Source organism: Weissella confusa, assembly GCF_004766315.1.
Taxonomy (GTDB): Bacteria; Bacillota; Bacilli; order Lactobacillales; family Lactobacillaceae; genus Weissella; species Weissella confusa_A.
Genome location: NZ_PVSN01000013.1, coordinates 15,829 through 32,662, shown reverse-complemented (window position 1 = coordinate 32,662; position 16,834 = coordinate 15,829). Strand labels below are relative to the sequence as shown.

The 16,834-nt window shown below is 42.2% G+C and carries 15 protein-coding genes, 1 tRNA gene and 1 pseudogene; 4 read left to right on the top strand and 13 right to left on the bottom strand.

Annotated features, from left to right (window positions below):
* Positions 1–253: transposase (locus C6P11_RS02100; RefSeq protein ID WP_245299728.1), on the bottom strand; the 253-nt coding region annotated here is incomplete at its 3' end.
* Between the two features lie 61 nt (positions 254–314).
* Between C6P11_RS02100 and C6P11_RS10890 the strand changes: the two are divergent.
* A pseudogene (locus C6P11_RS10890) lies at positions 315–758 on the top strand (transposase); the annotation flags it as partial.
* Between the two features lie 85 nt (positions 759–843).
* Here C6P11_RS10890 and C6P11_RS02090 read toward each other — a convergent pair.
* The 8 genes from C6P11_RS02090 to C6P11_RS02055 all read right to left on the bottom strand — a co-directional run bounded on the left by C6P11_RS02090 (position 844) and on the right by C6P11_RS02055 (position 11,247).
* The gene (locus tag C6P11_RS02090; protein ID WP_167849508.1) at positions 844–5,886 is read right to left on the bottom strand and encodes a glycoside hydrolase family 70 protein; all 5,043 of its coding nucleotides are present in this window, start codon (positions 5,884–5,886) and stop codon (positions 844–846) included.
* Between the two features lie 397 nt (positions 5,887–6,283).
* Complete coding sequence (locus tag C6P11_RS02085) at positions 6,284–6,694, bottom strand: ArpU family phage packaging/lysis transcriptional regulator (protein WP_135518216.1); 411 nt, start codon at positions 6,692–6,694, stop codon at positions 6,284–6,286.
* 617 nt (positions 6,695–7,311) lie between these two features.
* A complete protein-coding gene (locus C6P11_RS02080) occupies positions 7,312–8,994 on the bottom strand; it encodes a DNA primase family protein (protein ID WP_135518214.1) in 1,683 nt (560 codons plus the stop codon).
* Between the two features lie 156 nt (positions 8,995–9,150).
* Positions 9,151–9,456, bottom strand: coding sequence for a hypothetical protein (locus tag C6P11_RS02075; protein ID WP_135518212.1), 306 nt, complete (start codon positions 9,454–9,456; stop codon positions 9,151–9,153).
* A gap of 50 nt (positions 9,457–9,506) precedes the next feature.
* Positions 9,507–9,761 (bottom strand): helix-turn-helix domain-containing protein, encoded by a 255-nt coding sequence (locus C6P11_RS02070; RefSeq protein WP_135518210.1) that lies wholly within the window; start codon positions 9,759–9,761, stop codon positions 9,507–9,509.
* A gap of 335 nt (positions 9,762–10,096) precedes the next feature.
* Positions 10,097–10,522, bottom strand: coding sequence for a hypothetical protein (locus C6P11_RS02065; RefSeq protein WP_135518208.1), 426 nt, complete (start codon positions 10,520–10,522; stop codon positions 10,097–10,099).
* Positions 10,523–10,643: 121 nt separating this feature from the next.
* Positions 10,644–10,946, bottom strand: a complete 303-nt coding sequence (locus C6P11_RS02060) for a hypothetical protein (protein WP_135518206.1) — start codon at positions 10,944–10,946, stop codon at positions 10,644–10,646.
* 94 nt (positions 10,947–11,040) lie between these two features.
* The gene (locus tag C6P11_RS02055; RefSeq protein ID WP_112465054.1) at positions 11,041–11,247 is read right to left on the bottom strand and encodes a hypothetical protein; all 207 of its coding nucleotides are present in this window, start codon (positions 11,245–11,247) and stop codon (positions 11,041–11,043) included.
* Between the two features lie 142 nt (positions 11,248–11,389).
* Between C6P11_RS02055 and C6P11_RS02050 the strand changes: the two genes are divergently transcribed.
* The gene (locus C6P11_RS02050) at positions 11,390–12,058 is read left to right on the top strand and encodes a helix-turn-helix transcriptional regulator (protein WP_135518204.1); all 669 of its coding nucleotides are present in this window, start codon (positions 11,390–11,392) and stop codon (positions 12,056–12,058) included.
* A 313-nt stretch (positions 12,059–12,371) separates the two neighbouring features.
* A complete protein-coding gene (locus C6P11_RS02045) occupies positions 12,372–13,517 on the top strand; it encodes a site-specific integrase (protein ID WP_135518202.1) in 1,146 nt (381 codons plus the stop codon).
* Between the two features lie 221 nt (positions 13,518–13,738).
* Here C6P11_RS02045 and C6P11_RS02040 read toward each other — a convergent pair.
* From C6P11_RS02040 to C6P11_RS02025, 4 genes are all read right to left on the bottom strand, one after another.
* A tRNA-Gln gene (locus C6P11_RS02040) sits at positions 13,739–13,810 on the bottom strand.
* A 92-nt stretch (positions 13,811–13,902) separates the two neighbouring features.
* Positions 13,903–14,367 carry a MarR family winged helix-turn-helix transcriptional regulator gene (locus tag C6P11_RS02035; protein ID WP_135518200.1) on the bottom strand — a complete coding sequence of 155 codons (465 nt, stop codon included), beginning with the start codon at positions 14,365–14,367 and terminating at the stop codon, positions 13,903–13,905.
* A gap of 149 nt (positions 14,368–14,516) precedes the next feature.
* Positions 14,517–14,954: a universal stress protein gene (locus tag C6P11_RS02030; protein WP_135518198.1), complete on the bottom strand. Its 438-nt coding sequence runs from the start codon at positions 14,952–14,954 to the stop codon at positions 14,517–14,519.
* A gap of 15 nt (positions 14,955–14,969) precedes the next feature.
* Positions 14,970–16,340, bottom strand: a complete 1,371-nt coding sequence (locus C6P11_RS02025) for an Nramp family divalent metal transporter (RefSeq protein WP_135518196.1) — start codon at positions 16,338–16,340, stop codon at positions 14,970–14,972.
* 236 nt (positions 16,341–16,576) lie between these two features.
* Between C6P11_RS02025 and rpmF the strand changes: the two genes are divergently transcribed.
* Positions 16,577–16,750, top strand: a complete 174-nt coding sequence (rpmF, locus tag C6P11_RS02020) for a 50S ribosomal protein L32 (RefSeq protein WP_003608705.1) — start codon at positions 16,577–16,579, stop codon at positions 16,748–16,750.
* Positions 16,751–16,834: the final 84 nt, after the last annotated feature.

Below are 16,834 nucleotides of genomic sequence, written 5' to 3'. Positions count from 1 at the left end.
ACTTCGAAAGCAACACCGCGGCTCGTTTTAAAATCTCAAGTTCTTCGCGAAGTTTGGCGTTTTCCTTTTGTAATGCATTTACATCAGCTTGCGTCCATTTTTCGCCGTCCACTTCGTGGACTGTGTACAATTTGACCCAGTTACGGATTGAATCGGCCGAAGGCCCGTATTCAGCGGCTAGTTCAGTGTAAGAACGCCCTTGGTTGTGCATCTCGACAAGAGATCGCTTAAATTCTGGTGAATATCGAATCATATAAAAAATGCTCCTCTGCTATTAGTTTACAGGGCAGAGAAAAATCTGTCCGTAAATCTAGCATAAGAGCAACTTCCAATACAGCTACCTAACCGATCAAGAAGTAGTCGAGCGACTACTTCAACTTTCCGATGAACTTCGCGATTCCTATAATTTCTACCAAGAAATTATATTCGCCGTGTCACGCTCAAACCAGGATTACTTAGACGCAGCGCTATTTCCAGATAAGAACGATGCCCAGTACCAGCACCTAGCTGGCCAAATGAAACACGCACGTCGCACGCTTCGTAGACATCGTGAAGAAATTCTCAACAGCTTCATCTACGGTTATTCCAACGGTCCAGTTGAAGGAGCCAATAACAAAATTAAGGCTATCAAGCGCGTCGCCTTCGGCTTCCGTAGCTTCAAGAACTTCCGATTGCGCATTCTCATCTCATTCAAGAACAGCTTTTACTCGATGAACTACAAAGCAAAAACCGCCGAACTCGAAAGTTCAGCGGCGTAGCTAGGCTCAAATATTCAATTTATACGTTCATCAGTACCATTTGACTTTGAACCAAAATCTGTCCGTAAATCTAGCATAAGAGCAGTTAATCATTACGACGTTTCTTGATACCAAGAAAACCGAGTAAACTTCCAAACATTGCCAACAAAATACCAATAAAGGACATTGTTTGACTTTGACTATTGTTTTCACCAGTTTGAGGTAATTCTGGTGAACTAACAGCACCGTTGTTAACTTTAGATCCTGTATTAGTCGACGTATTGATTACTCCATTCGAATTCACATAGTATGTTTCGCCGTTAACCACAATTTGTTGTGACTTCACTACATGTCCGTCTGCGCCATAATAGCGTGTAACGCCAAATTGATCCGTGATCAATTGATTCTTAATCAATGACAATGACCCACTATCTTCATCAAAGTAAACGTATGCATTGCCAATCTTGACACTGCCACCCTTGACTTGACGCCCATCTGCCTCAAAGTAAACAGTTTGACCATTGACTGTTTGCAATCCAGTCAACATACCACCATCTTTACCGAAGTAACTCCAAGTACTGTCATCATTTTCAACCCATGTATTAGATACCTGTTCGCCATTGGCGTTATAGTAATACACAGTGTTGTTGTTAGAATCTTGTACACGTGTGTTTGTAGCCATCACATGTGTTACCTTATCGAAGTAATACGACTTATCAGAAAAAGTCTTAAATCCTGAAACAAGGTCACCGTTGTTGTCGGCAAGATACCAGTGATCATGACTGTGGATTAAGTCGTTAACAACTTTGTTTCCATCAGTTCCATTAAGATACTTAATTGTCGTCCCATTTGAGATAAACGTATCTTTCAATTGCTTACCTGTTTCATCAAAGTAATAAGTCTTACCAGCAATTGTTTGCCAACCCTTCAACGCGATACCATCACCATTGAAGTAGAACCAATCTCCGTTTTGGTTTACTGCAAAACGATTTGTGACCATATTACCACTACCTTGGTCAAAGTAACGTAAGTTACCATCTGCCCCAATCAAAAATCGATCCTTAGCTTGTGAGCCACCTGCAAAGAAATATTGCATGTGTCCATCAATAATCATCATACGATCTGTGACCATATTACCGTTTTCATCAAAGTAATAAGCCACACCGCTTTGATCGACTACATATTTAGACTTAACTGCTGAGCCGGTCTTGCCATAATAAACCGTGTTACCAGATGCATCTTGTAAAAATGCTTCTCTTAACTCAACGCCATTTGGCAAGAAGTAATATTGCTTACCATTAATGGTTTGTGAGCCTGTCACCATGTATCCGTTTGCATCAAAGTAATAATATTGTCCATCATCACCTTGGATAAACGCCTGTTTAGCTTGGTAACCACTTGTTGAATAATAGGTTGTACCCTTTTCATCTGTGGTGAACCCAGTCATGGCATCTTGATTCGTGAATTGTTTTGGCAAGAATGATTCATCGTTTGCATTAGAAGTAATCTTGAAATATTCTTGAGATGCACCGTCCTTCAACACGTAATCAGCACCCTTACCTTGGATGTCGGAACCATTGAAGTACTTTGCAGACCATTCTTTAATCTTCGTAGATCCATCAATTGGTACACCAGTTGAAATCTGATTTGTTGTAAACAAATCAGGGTGTTCCTGACGCAAACGATCCAAGAACTCACCACCATACTTAGCTTGGTATTCACCGCCACCCTTTGAATTTGAAACATACAACTGGTTTTGTAGATCTGAATCCGGGTTTGGTGTACCAAAGTTATTAGTACGGTTAACAGCAACTACTTCTTGACCTGGCAAATTATAAATTTGGTCAGGGACAAAGTCAGCCATTACCTGAATACCAGCACGATGCATTGCTCTAATTGCATCTGCTAGGTCATCAACGTCTCCGTACTTTGTTGGCGTATTAAAGCCCAAATCATAACGGTCTGTAAACGCATATCCATTTTGAATAGTTGAATCCAAGAATGTGCCGTCCGTTGACGAACGATATTGTGGTGCAAGTTGTAAACTTGTCACACCCCATGACTTAAACAAATCAGCATTTTGAGCGATCTTTACGTTTGTGAACTCATCGTGGGTTGTTGGCATCTCTTGGAAATTAGAAAAGCCTTCATAAATCACATTTGAGTCCAATGCAGCATTTGAATGTAAGGTATCACCAGTTTTGTTCACATCACTAGACCCTGTTGTGCGCGCGTCCTGTGTATCGGATGCACCAACTGGTACCCACGCTGACAAGAATCCGGATACCTCAACGTTTTTGTATCCCTTAATGTCTGCGCTAGTGAAAATCAAATCACCATTTGCATCCGTATAGCGAATTGGCGCGCCATCATCGGACGTGTATTTCATCAATCCATCTGCCGTCGTTAACAACAACGCACGGTATGCTTGGTTGGCGTGAGCAACACCCATATGAAGGGTCACGGTGTCGCCCTTCAAAGCTAACGCATCATTATTGCTAACAATCACGCCAATTCCTTGTGTACGGGCAGTTGTACTACCCTTATCAGACGCATTCATGATGCCATCACCAAAACGAACTGATGTTAAGACATCATTCTTGTCGACCGCCATGGTTTGTCCACCAGCTACATATTTAATACGTGCTTTCAACAAGGCATCAATAGCATCGTAATATGGTGACTTAGTTGCCATATATTGACCATCGTCCGTGTACAAATCACCATAGTAAACACGTGGAATCGTGTCTTTATTCGTTAGCAACATGGCATAGGCTGCAGGCATGTTGTATTGCGTATACTTCTTATTAACCGACTTCATATCCTCATCGTATACCTTAAAGGCTGCCACCACTTGTTCCATAGATGGTGCCAATGGATTTTTAACATCCGGATACAACTTCGCAACAATATCACCGATAACCGTTTGAACTTCACTATCGTGTGCACGGACAAAGCTATAATTAGGAATTGCCTGATCAGACGTATTGTCCTTAGCACGGTCGACCAAATAATACTCCATAAATCGTTGCATCTTACTACGAATATCTGGATTTTTTGTTAATGACCAAACCAATTGGGTATGCATGTAATCATCCATCGTCAACTGATCACTACCGTGGTCCTTGACATATAATGGGTCATTGTGGCCCCAATCTTCCAAAATAGACAAATGTTGATTAGCTATCAAGTCGTTTTTATTGACACCGTACACATCTCTAAAGTAAGCGGCTGTAATGTTTAATAAGTCAGCATCCACGTTGTCTACCGCATCCACTCTAACACTATCAAAGTTAGCTGAGGGATCGTTCTTAACAATTTCGCCGAAATGCGTCAAGAAGTACAACCAGTTCAATTGCTCTGCTTGAACAACTGGGTTAGAATTATCCACGTCATTGGCTAACAACAACTCATATCCACCCTCAGATGTATCCGTGTTGTAATGACGCTTACCATCTTGTTGTGTTGGGGTACGATTCATCAAACGGAAATTTGAGTTCGCATCAGGTGTCAAAGCACTGTTAATGTAGCTTAATGCGCCACCTTGAAGGTGGTCATTACTTGGCGTCTCACTAGTACCGTTGTATCCTGGTTGTGACTTAATGAAGTTGTGCATCGTTGTTCGCAACCATTCAACAGACTTTGTCTTTTGAATCTTCAATTCGATTTGCAATTGAACCGCGCGTGCTGCTTGGTTCAACAACGTTTGATCATCCTTTGCGGTGAACGTCTTATCTGATACCAACAATCCTTCGGAGACCATATGGTTCAAATACGCTGCTTGAATTTGTTTCGTTGGCCACCAAGTCATCATGATCGGACGGAAATCTTCAGGCGTTGATGCACGCCAGTCCGTCGCAGATGTTTGAATATCTTTAGGTACATACCATGACTCAGCTGTCAAGAATCCATCAACTGTGGTAAAGCTATCCTTAGACGTATTAACTGCACTATTATGTGATGTTGTGTCATCCGTTTGTGATGTCAAGCCAGATTTGAAGCCGGACGTCGTTGTTGAAACAGACGCACCTGTTTTCAAATCGAAGTAATACAATTGATTATCAATAATAGTGGAATATCCCTTACGGAGATGTCCATCTTTGTCAAAGTAATACGTCTTACCATCAATAGTTTGCAACCCTGTTACCATGTTTCCAGACTTATCAAAGTAGTAAGAATTTCCGGCTTTATCCTTAGAAAAACCTGACGTAATTTGTGATCCATCAGATTTAAACCCAACCATCTTACCATCGATTTGGTTAGCACCTGTTTGTGCTGCGCCGCTATCTGGGTCAAAATAATACACATGACCTGCAATTGTGACGTATTGACCTTTTACTTGATGACCCGTTTCATCAAAATATTGTAAAACATTATTAGCATATACCAACCCGGTCACAGGCTTACCATCCTTACCCGTAAACGTATAAGTCTTCGTCTTTGCGTCAAACTGGTAATCACCTGTCACTGAAGGAATCTTAGAAGTTGTATCAGTCGCTGTTGCTGTTGCTACGGTTGGCAAAGACGTTTTGTCTGTCTGTTTAGAAACCACAGACGAAGATTTGTCAGTTGAGCTCTCTTCCTTCGGCGTCGTTACCACTTGCTTGGACGTTCCTTCAACGGTAGTTGATTGCACAGTCTTTGTATCGGTTGCCTTATCGGTTGTACCACCAGATGTCAATTGCGGAGTATCAGATTCGGCTTGCGCTACTGGTACAACCGGTGTTGTATCTGTTGGTGTATCCTCTTTTATGTCTGAATCTGTCTTCGCAGTTGCATCTACTTGTAGCGTTGATACATCAGTGTCTGCTTTTGGCGCTGCAGTTGCAGGTTGTGAAGTGTCAACTGAATCAATTGCTGGCTTATCATTATTTGCAACTGTTAGTGTAGTTTTCTCACTATCATCAGATGATGTGTCCTCTGATACTGGGGCTGCTTCTTGACCGGCTGGCGTCAAAACAAGTTGACCTTCTCCTGCCTCAGCCAGCAATCCTGCTTGCTCCAAAGATGTATCAGGTGTGACAGCTTGTGCCTCATCGGCATGTACATTACCCATGACCGATACCGTTGCGGTGACGGTCATTAAACCAGCGGTAAGTAGAAACTTACCAGACTTGTATAGCTTATAATGTTCTTTAATTTTTTCCATGTGTCTACATTTTTTGTGACTTCTACCAATGTTGCTAGTAAAAATCATATATCTCCTGTAAGTTAACCCGTTTAATTTGCAACAAGTACTGCTTTGCCTTAATATTCAAATAACGTAATTATTGTAGCATATCCATTATACAATTATAACGTTATATTGCTTATAATGTTCTTTAATTTTTTCCATATGTCTACATTTTTTTGTAACTTCTACCAATGTTAATCTGTTTAATTTGTAACAATTACTGCTAGGTTTAATAACAAAGCACCAGCATTTGACCCGGATTATTAGCTATCCCTATTTACTTTGAAAAATAATAATAACTGCAGCGTGTTGAAGAGACGGCACTATTTGATATTCGGTTACTTCCTAAGCGACGTGGGCGGGGGTATAAACCTCAATCAGCTGCATCTAGTAAGCGCAACGTTTCATCATACGCTAAGCCAAAATCATTCAACGCCTTCTGCATAATCTCTTGTAACCTTCTCACACTCAAATGCAGGCGGTCACTAACAGCAAACCACTGTAACCCTTGTATGTACTTCAATACAATCACTTTGCGTTCTATGTCAGGCAGTACACTTAAAGCCTCCACCATATCCTCAATATACATTTGCGCTTGGACTTGCCGTGTCATCTTATCCATTGCCGTATTTTCGTTACTATGATGCGCTGGCAGTGCGTCCAAACTCACACTAGACAATCTAACGTGTGCAAGTAGTTGTAGTTTGGGTAGATCATCCGTAAAGAATGCACGTACTCGCTTAACCGTTACCTTATCATCAATAGATAATGTTGTACTTCCCATATACTCACCTCGTCTTTTTCACGTCTGCAAACTATATCTATATTATTGTACAACGTGTTCAATAACTCCAAATTCTCCACTCGTGGGGAAAACTGACCCAGTACGGGCATAAAAACACCTAATTCAGCACGTCAAAACCTTAATACACCAGTACATCATGTTTCCATTGCCCCCCCTATTAAAAATTTTTCAAAATCAAACTTTTCTACAAGAACACAGCAATGTGTGTGCTCTTCTTTTGAGACACCCAAGGGGCGGGGTCATTTAATTTTCAGAACGTGTTCGGCTTTAATTATGCCGGACAAAATAATACGTGCTCAAACAGGCTTATATGGCTTCTGACAGCGTGTGTTCCTGCTGCGCTTGTAAGATGTCTATCTGACTATCCAAATCAAAGACAGTCCATAATCAAGCAAGCTGACCAACACCCTGCGCGGTATTTACGCGCGCTACTTCTAAAAAAGCGTATAAAGTGTAGAAAAATGCCGTCAGCCCTTGGTATGACTGGTAAAAACCCTCTACATAGGGTGTAGGTAAGAGTGTAGAAGTCTACAAAATCTCTACAAAAAAGCGGCTAACCTAAGTCAACCGCCCTAAAATAATCAATTTAACAGCTCTCACTGCTTATAAATATCATCTGGCTTTGTCATCACCTGCTGGTCATTAGTCTTGATACCTTTGCCCTTGATTCGGTTACGTGACGGCTTGGCATAATCATCAACTAGTTCAGCGTCTGCCTTATTAGCCGGTGCTGCTGTCTTGGTATATGTAACGTTATGACTAACTAGCGACTTGCGAAACTCTGATACACCAATAACCTTGTTGGCTGGTATACCTTCACTCATCAAAAACGCTTTAAACATGTCGTACGCGTATTTAACCGTAACACCATTAGTACCTTGGGTGTCCACAAAATACTCTTTCATGAACTGGCTTAGTAGATCATCACTAGTCAACCAGTCTGCCGTTCGTTGTTTAGCTGCGTCTGTAATGGTCAGCCTACGGCGCTCAATAGCTTTTTTAGCCTGTATAATGGCGTAATAGATGAACTTGGGTAACTCTGCTACTAACTTATTCTTGTCGTAATTTTCCAAATATTTGGCTCGTTCCGTGTCGGTCATATCAGTTGTGGACTTAGCACCAGCACTTAGCAGCACTAACCGGCGACTGTATTCTTTCTGGTCAGGGAATGGCGGCAAGTTGAAATTAGCTGAAATCAAAAACTTGGCATGTACCTTGAAACTATAAGTATCACGTCCTTTTGGGTTTGCTGTCAGTGGGTCTCCTGATGCAATCTTTTTAAGAATGTCCAAGCCTCTACTTGAAATGGTAGCGTCTGATTCAGTCAGAATATTGGCGTACATACCAGCCAACTGCTCCATGTATCTTGAACTATCATTTTTATCAGCAAGCTGTGAGAAACTGATAGATCCACCAAATCGCTCAATACCAAACGCACTTAGCAAGACCTTTAATAGCGTACTTTTACCGTTACCACCTTGCCCTTGGATAAAGACGATATGCTGTAAGCTGTCGTCATTCAGAAAGAACATGTAACCAAACCACTCAATAAGTGTATGGGCGTCATCCCCAAGCATATAACGCACGTATTTAGCAACCAGTCCACCGTCATCGCTTTCGATAATCTTAACCGGCAGCAACGATGTCAGATAATCATCTTCACGGTACTCATGTAATTGCATTGTTTTTAAGTCCAGTGTACCATTCTCAAAACTCACTAGTTCTTTACTGTTAAACTCTTGGCGCCTTGGCTCTGGTATCAACGTTTGCGCCAATTCAATCATGTCACTGCGTTTCTGCCTAGAAACTTTATCAAACACACGGTACTTATTCAGCAACTTAATCGAATCGCTTTTAATGACTTTTAATAGTGGTTGTTGCTTGGTAAACTTATCCCAGTATTTACCATTCCAGTATAGCCCGTCTGGGTGTGTGTCATTCACAACAATAATGTGGCGGCGCTCCTTGATGTCATCCACAAACAAGTTAATGTCTGGCACCCAAACAGATAACTTACCTGACTTGTCAATGTCATGCACTAACCAGCGGGGTGACTTATCATTAAGCCGTGACTTCACATCTGCCGTCAGCTCTTCCCACGTATAAGAACGTTCAGGGTCAAATGGCATACCCTTATAAGTGGCGGTATCGTCATCAATTCGTTTACCCTTAATCTTCCACCAGTTGCGTAACGTCATGTAATTGGCAAGGCGTTCCGCTTCTGTCTGCTTGCTAGTATCACGCTTAGCCACTTGGTCAGCTAACTCTTTCTCTTCCATTTACTTATCTCCACCCTTTCATCTAGCTAAGAAATCAGCTTCTAATTGCTTGCTGCTGTTGTCTAAATCACTCATACTTAAATAGTCCTTTCTATTTGGGGATGGTTCTCTGGTATCGGGTCGTCAAACTTTCAACCAGTGGACTTAGTAAGTCGGTTACATGCTATGTAGCCGGCTTTTTACTTTGTCATACCAACCTAAGCAATCAATCGCTGTCAGCCGTTGGTCATGCCTGTTAGCTGACATCTGCAAGTCGCTTGGACTTCTAATCAGAAAGAAACGATAACCAACACCCACGGCATAGCCAACTGGTACACCAAGGCTGATAAGGTCATCAACTGCTGCAATCACAGCCTTGCGCTGCCCTGTTTCACTTTCTGCTAACATCAGGCCGGCATAGGTTCCAAGCAATACCCAACCAACTGGGTTACTGACTGTACCGCGTTTAAGCGCTGCAATCATGCGACCACCGTGCCATTATCAAGTGTCATTAAAGTTGTTTGCTCCATAAATTACAGTCCTTTCACTGCTAGATCTAACTCCTCTCGGTTGTATCGTTCAAACGCAATACCGTACTTAGCCCCGCTGTGTGCCTTAAATACACCTTGGTCAGCTAGTTTCTTAAACGTCTTGTAATTCATGTGAACATAGGCGCTCGCTTCTTTTTGCGTCATCCATGGACTAGGCTGAAATGTACCAAGCGATTCAATCACCGCCTGCTTTAAAACGGTAATCAGCTTGTCATCTGCTACAATAGGGTTATCCATTAAAAAAGCACTTCCTTTCTTCTGAATTGTAGTGTCTGGGCGCTCCGTTAGTTACTGACCAAGGTAAAGGCTAACGGGGCTTTTTGTTTGCGCTGTGAGTTGGGCGCTCGTCTATCTAGCAATCAGTTAGCCGGCAAAACAAACTGACACTATGATTCAGGTATCAAATTAAGTAGTTTAGTGACTTGCTTGGGTCATAGGTCGTAAAACGCTACCCAGTTATGTATTGGTCAGCACCACATACCAAGTCTGACCACGGTAATAACTAATAAAGTTGTCCTTTAATAGTGTTGTTGTATGTATGGGGTGGCTCAAAATTGCGCTACCCCTTGAAATCAATTCAACCCAGCTTCTAACGCTGTGATGTCAGTATTTTTGTTGATGTCCAGTAGTGCCGCTTTAACTGCTAGTATCTTGTCACTGGGCGTCACGTACTTATCCATGATGTTACCTAAGTAAGTGTCATGGTTAGCACGGGTAACTTTGCCCTGCTGCATTAAGATGTCACCGTATTCCATACTGTCCAGCAGTTCAGCAATCGAAATTGAATCAGCTAGTAAGCTAATCACTGACAAAATGGTTTGCTTACGCCAATTTTCACCTTCTCTAATCACGTTAGGCTCATAGCGCACGTTATCCAATGCACTACGCACCGTATCAACCACTGTCTGCCACTGCTTGGGTGATTCAGTAACCGCTTCAATAAAATCAGCATTCTCTTGGGCCTCAAACTTGCCCGTGTACTTGTTACGCTTATTCATCTGTCCATTCTCCTTAAATCAAACCAATAGCCTTGTAACGGGCATTTTCTGCTGTCTCTCGGTCAATAGCTTCCTTATCCATAATCTCAATACTCCTTTTGCCGATCGTGGCGTACATCTGTTATAAGTGGCTCGTTTTTTCATCCAAAATAAAGCGTCGTGATGTACTTTGTTCAATATCTGCAATAATTAGCGGTTCAATGCGTTTCAAATCGTTCTTTGTATATGTGTAGTCACTTGTCAAACTATTTAGAAATGCCGTCGTATCGTCAAATTCGCTTAAACGTCCACATATAACACCGTTCTCAATTAAAAAAGCACCAACCTCATACTTATCTGACTTAACCCGCCCTCGTGCCTTAATAAATTGCTCAATCTGTACATTTGCTCCGGCTGGTGTGCAGTACATTGCCAAATCTTCCATGTTATAATTCTCCTGTTAATTTAAAGACCCCAATACGGGGCAACTGAATAACCATTAGTCCAACGGGTGCCACCGCTGGGCTATTTTTTTGCTGTCATTTGGCTAGTTCTGAAATCAGCCAATCGTTCACAGCGGTAAACGTCTTAGCACTAACCGTTAGCGGCGTTTCTGAATCTAGTACCGTTCTAACCGTCTCCCGTGATAAACCAAGCACATCAGATAACTCTGTACGATTCAAACGCTCTTGCCCTTGCTTTCGTAACAAGGCAATCTGTTGGTCTTTACTAATAGTCGCTTTCATAAAGCCACCGCCTTTCTGTCAAAATGAATGAAACTTGCATGTTTATATTCTGTCGGGTTGACAGAAAAATGTCAATAGTCTTTCTTGCAAAGTGACAGAAAAGTGTGTTTTAATTCTCCTATAAGCAAAGAAAGGGTTAGTCATGAAAAACCGTATAAAACAAGTTCGAAAAGAACGAAAAGAAACACTTCAACAAGTTGCTGACGCTGTTGGTCTATCCAACGGTACTATTGCCAACTATGAAAACGGAAAGCGTGAACCAAACTTAGAAATATGGTCAAAACTGGCCAATCACTTTGGCGTTGCTGTTGGTTATCTACAAGGGGTAGATAGATATTTAGCCAAACCACATTATGATGAGTTCGACAAATTCATGGAATCTAGTAGAGAAGATACTACGGACGCTTTTAAACTATGGCAATTACAAGAAATTGATAACGCTCTTAATCTTGGGTATGCCCCTTACAAATTTTTGAATAATGACCAAATCTGGGATGCTGTACGTACTGTTGAAAGTTCCTATAACATGTGGTCAATATTGTTAGACCCTGACGAAATCGAAAATATTCCAGATTCGTTTGACGCAAAACAATTAGCCGCAAACTTTGCAAGACTGATAGACCTGATTCACCTAACAACAATGTCAAAATTAGCTGGTCGGAAACTAAGCGACTTATCCCTTTCAGAACTTAATGACATGATAGAAAAGTTTAATGTCGCTTTATCAAGTCACATGGAACACGCAAGCGTACGTACACGCCTCCGTGAAAATAGCACAAAAAAAGACGCCAACCAATCGGATGACGTCTGATACACACACTACTGCGCTCTATTTAATTGTTACTTTTATTTTAGCATAGCTAGATCTAACCACTGATTCAGGGATGAACTCTGACCATGATGACATCTAACCAGTGTGACATCCCCTATTTTTGTAGAAATATCTACACTGTTACTACACCCTATGTAGAAGAATAAAACCAGTGGTATCAAGGGTTTACAGTGTTTTTCTACATTTTCTACACTTTTTTAGAACATCTATAAAAAACTTTCAAGCACATATACACTCATTAGACAGCCGATACATAGAAGAGTTGGGCGCTCGTCAGGTAAAGGTATCAAATATGAGTATTAAGAAAGAAACTAATGGCAAGTGGTCAGCTCGTGTCACTTGGACAGATGACCTTGGCAAGCGTCGTGAAAAACGCAAGCGTGGTCTGGCTAGTAAAACATTGGCTAAGCAATGGGAACGGCAAGCCCTAACTGCTATCGATAATGGTGAGTTTGAGACGGTCAGCGTCAACATGACAACTAACCAACTATTTAACCAGTGGTTTGATGACTACAAGCGGTCAGTAAAGCCGGTATCATATGCCAAGGTACAGAAACTGTTTGAACATCACATACTAACGTCAGCATGGTTTGACGGTGTGAAAATTAAAGACATCAAGAAACGTGACATTCAGCGCTGGGTTAATGCAATGGCCAAGAATAACACTACCTACAAGCGACAGGTAAACTACTTCAAGAAAATGCTGGCTATGGCGGTGTCTTTGGAACTGATGGACAGCAACCCGTTTGACACGGTGTTATATCCCAAGGCTAAGGCTAAGCCCGTTTATACTGACCGTGTGGACTTCTATGACCGCAAACAGTTAGCAGCGTTCTGGTCAGCTGTACAGGATAAATACGATAACCTTGAATCAATGAACAAACTGGCTTATCTGCGAACTCTGGCATGGACTGGTATGCGTAACGGTGAACTTAGGGCTATTACATGGTCAGATGTCCACTTAGACGGTGCCAACCCTTATATTAATGTCAATAAGACTATGAGTGAGGTTACTGGTCAGGGTGTGGTTATTGATACACCTAAGACTGACGCTGGTAAGCGTACTGTAAAGCTAGATATACGCACTGCTGGTTATCTAAAAAAGTGGCGTGCTATCCAAGCAAAGAAACTCATGGCTAAGGGACAAAAAGCTGATGTTGTCTGGACTAACAGAATTATGACTAAGCGTATATCAGCTAACCAACCACGGTCTTGGCTATTATCAGCAATCAAAGGGACTGACGTGCCACCTATCAACATCCACGGTCTGCGCCACACATATATCACGTTATCGGTACAGGCTGGTATGGACATTAAAACGCTGCAAGCACAGGTCGGCCATGATGATATTCAAACCACACTTAACATCTACGCGTCTGTTACTGATGAAATGCGCGCAAATACGGCTGAAACGTTCACATCATTGGTAAACTTCTAACAACAACACAAAACGCCCTTATACAGTCTGCTATGGCTTGTACAAGGGCGTTTATTAGTTTGAATGGCGTCCAGAAAGTGTCCACATAAGTGTCCACACTTTAGCGCAATTCTATACAACCTTATAAAATCTAATGTGGACACTTGGTGTGGACACCATAAGAAAAACCTTGATATGCCAAGCTCAAACGCCCGTATATCAAGGTTTAACAAATCGTATAACTGGGCATACTGGATTCGAACCAGTGCATGACGGTACCAGAAACCGTTGCCTTACCGCTTGGCTAATGCCCAAAATCAACTCCTATATTATACAACACACACTATATCGATTTCAAGTCCGAAAAGAAAACGACCAGGTCCCCTCAAACCTGGTCGTTTCTGTCTTAACGCTCGTCTAAATTGCGCGCCTTAATTTTAGCCTTGGTCTTTGATACGACCTTATCGTCGAACTGGCGGATGAACGCCAATACCTTGTGGGCTTGCTCTTCCCCAAAAGCTTGTACCCAACCATCAAAGCGATTCTCAACTCGCTTCGTCACAATGGCTTCAACCTCTCGACCGCGCACCGTTAGATGTAACAACATGCGACGACGATCAGCCGTATCCGGTTCCTGATAGATGAATTCCTTCTTAAGCAACATCTTAATTTGTCGTGACACCGCTGCACGGGTCACATGGCGTCGTTCAACGACATCCGTCAACGTCAACCCGTCCTGTTGCGCAATGCTATGCATAATCAAATACTGCTCGAATGATAGTCCGTAATCCGCTGCCGGCTCAGACACAACTTCATCCAAGTATTTCAGAGTCGACAAATACGCGTCGATATACTCGCTTAAAAGCTCCATTACTGCCTCCCGAAAATATCCCAAAGATTTTTATAACGCTAACTATTGTACAGTAAAGCACATGCGTTGTCAGCCGAAAAAGAGGATAGTCACTCGTCGTATGAAAAAAGAGAACTGCTATGACTAGCAATTCTCTTTTGAATCATTATTTATCGAACAATCATCACTGTAATTGGGGCGTTATTTGCCACATAGCTTGATTGAGAACCGAAGTACTTCTCAGCACCCTTTTGTGAGTGTGATCCAATCACAACCATGTCGGGGTTAATTGAAGGAATCACATCCTTCACGATAACCTCACCCGGCTCACCTTCAGACAAAAGCGTCTCAATGTTTGGAACACCGGCGTCAACTGCCACTTGGCGGTAACGCTCCAATGCCTGTTCAACATCTTCACGAGCTGCTGCGTTCTTTTCCTTTGAAAAGTAATCGAACACATTCATTTGATCAGACTCAAATACTGACAAAATCGTGAGCTTAGAACCATCTTCTTGCGCTTGGTGAATTGCGTTCACCAAGGCCAATTGACCAAGTTCTGAATCGTCAACAGCTGCTAATACGTGCTTGAAATGCTTTGCTTCTACCATTAGTTTCGTCTCCTATTACTTAAATAGCGGTGCGACCGTGTTGAAAATCAATTGAATGTTCAATCCCGTCAAGATAACCGAAATCACATATCCCAACCACGTTGCCCACTTAGGATTTACAAACTCACCCATGTACTTCTTAGATGACGTAAAGTAAATCAATGGGAACATTGAGAATGGCAAAGCCACCGACAAGAAGACCTGTGAGTAAACCAACAGCTTATCCAAGGCACCTTCAGTTGCTCCGAACACAATCGCGAAGATAACAATCGGAATCAACGCAATTCCACGCGTTAGCAAACGTTGCAACCACATTGGCAAGTGCCAGTGCGTGTAACCTTCCATGATGATTTGACCAGTCAACGTTCCAGTAATCGTTGAGTTTTGTCCTGATGCCAACAAGGCAACCGCGAACAACATACTCAAGACTGGACTCGCAATGGCACCAACAATTTCCTTGTTGTTCAAGGCATTGAACAAATCACCAAACGCTTCCAAATCTGATCCGTGACCGAAGAACAATGCAGCTCCAACAATCAATAGCAATGAGTTAACCACGAACGCTCCCGTCAATTGGATGTTTGAATCCCATGTCGTAAAGCGAATCGCTTCCTTAATGCTCTTGTTCGTTGAACGATCAATCTTACGCGTTTGTGAGATTGATGAGTGCAAGTACAAGTTGTGTGGCATAACCGTGGCACCAACGATACCAAGTGCCAACATCAATTGTCCGTGCTTCAAGATGTCACTGTGTGGCACCAAGTTCACGGTAACTTCACCCATGTCAGGCTTAGCCAAAACTGCCATGTACAGGAAGACAAGCAAGATAACCGCAATCAGCGTAACAACGATTGCTTCAATCTTACGGAACCCTAACTTCATCAATAGCAATAATAGCAAAACGTCTAGGGCAGTAATAATCACACCCCATAGCAATGGCAAACCGAATAGCAAGTGGATGGCAATCGCTGCACCGATAACTTCGGCCATTTCAGTCGCCATGATTGCAAGTTCAGTCATAATCCATAGAATATATCCAACGAACTGATTAGTAGAGTCACGTGTCATTTGGGCCAGGTCTTTCTGAGCCACAATTCCTAGTTTAGCCGCCATATACTGCAACAACATCGCAATTAAACTAGACACTAAGATCACAGACATCAATAGATAGTGATATTGCGCACCACCAACGATTGATGTAATCCAATTACCTGGGTCCATGTAACCCACAGCAACCAACGCTCCCGGCCCACTCCAGGCCATCAACTTACGCAAAAATCCGCTGCCTTGTGGAACTTCCACTGTGCTGTTGATTTCCGCCAAACTTGGACCACCAGATGCTTGTGCGTTTACGTCTGCCGGATCCTTTACTGAATTTTCGCTCATCAGTAAATATGCCTCCTTGTTTTTTGGTACGACTCATTATCTTACTAAAAGTATCTTTTGTAAACCGCCAAAGCCTGAAATGACGCGGTTTGAACAAAACGTGAACTTTCCGTGTTTCGGGTATGACCCCTTGACAACTTCCAAAAAATAATGTAATTTAGAACAGTTGAAAAAATAATCGATTATTAATAAACACTGCCTACTTTCTACACGGCGGTGTAAGGGAGGATATATCTATGGCAGTTCCTGCACGTAAGACTTCAAAGAACGCAAAGCGCTCACGTCGCGGTGGTCAAGGCGGACTTAAGACGCCTGCTATCCACATGAACGAAAACGGTGTTTACGTACGTAACCACCACGTGGCCGCTGATGGTTCATACAAGGGTAAGCAAGTTGTTTCACCTAAGTAATTAGCGACAAAAAGACCTCTAGGATTCGTCCTAGAGGTTTTTTTTGTTTCATTTTCCAAGTAATCGTTGCAATAGCGAGCGATG

Excerpts from the sequence above, each read along its gene's own strand:
- C6P11_RS02080 (WP_135518214.1), bottom strand. The coding sequence starts at position 8,994 with ATGGAAGAGAAAGAGTTAGCTGACCAAGTGGCTAAGCGTGATACTAGC.
- C6P11_RS02045 (WP_135518202.1), top strand. The coding sequence starts at position 12,372 with ATGAGTATTAAGAAAGAAACTAATGGCAAGTGGTCAGCTCGTGTCACT.
- C6P11_RS02085 (WP_135518216.1), bottom strand. The coding sequence starts at position 6,694 with ATGGGAAGTACAACATTATCTATTGATGATAAGGTAACGGTTAAGCGA.
- C6P11_RS02055 (WP_112465054.1), bottom strand. The coding sequence starts at position 11,247 with ATGAAAGCGACTATTAGTAAAGACCAACAGATTGCCTTGTTACGAAAG.
- C6P11_RS02065 (WP_135518208.1), bottom strand. The coding sequence starts at position 10,522 with ATGAATAAGCGTAACAAGTACACGGGCAAGTTTGAGGCCCAAGAGAAT.
- rpmF (WP_003608705.1), top strand. The coding sequence starts at position 16,577 with ATGGCAGTTCCTGCACGTAAGACTTCAAAGAACGCAAAGCGCTCACGT.
- C6P11_RS02060 (WP_135518206.1), bottom strand. The coding sequence starts at position 10,946 with ATGGAAGATTTGGCAATGTACTGCACACCAGCCGGAGCAAATGTACAG.
- C6P11_RS02075 (WP_135518212.1), bottom strand. The coding sequence starts at position 9,456 with ATGATTGCAGCGCTTAAACGCGGTACAGTCAGTAACCCAGTTGGTTGG.
- C6P11_RS02090 (WP_167849508.1), bottom strand. The coding sequence starts at position 5,886 with ATGGAAAAAATTAAAGAACATTATAAGCTATACAAGTCTGGTAAGTTT.
- C6P11_RS02035 (WP_135518200.1), bottom strand. The coding sequence starts at position 14,367 with ATGGAGCTTTTAAGCGAGTATATCGACGCGTATTTGTCGACTCTGAAA.
- C6P11_RS02070 (WP_135518210.1), bottom strand. The coding sequence starts at position 9,761 with ATGGATAACCCTATTGTAGCAGATGACAAGCTGATTACCGTTTTAAAG.
- C6P11_RS02025 (WP_135518196.1), bottom strand. The coding sequence starts at position 16,340 with ATGAGCGAAAATTCAGTAAAGGATCCGGCAGACGTAAACGCACAAGCA.
- C6P11_RS02030 (WP_135518198.1), bottom strand. The coding sequence starts at position 14,954 with ATGGTAGAAGCAAAGCATTTCAAGCACGTATTAGCAGCTGTTGACGAT.
- C6P11_RS02050 (WP_135518204.1), top strand. The coding sequence starts at position 11,390 with ATGAAAAACCGTATAAAACAAGTTCGAAAAGAACGAAAAGAAACACTT.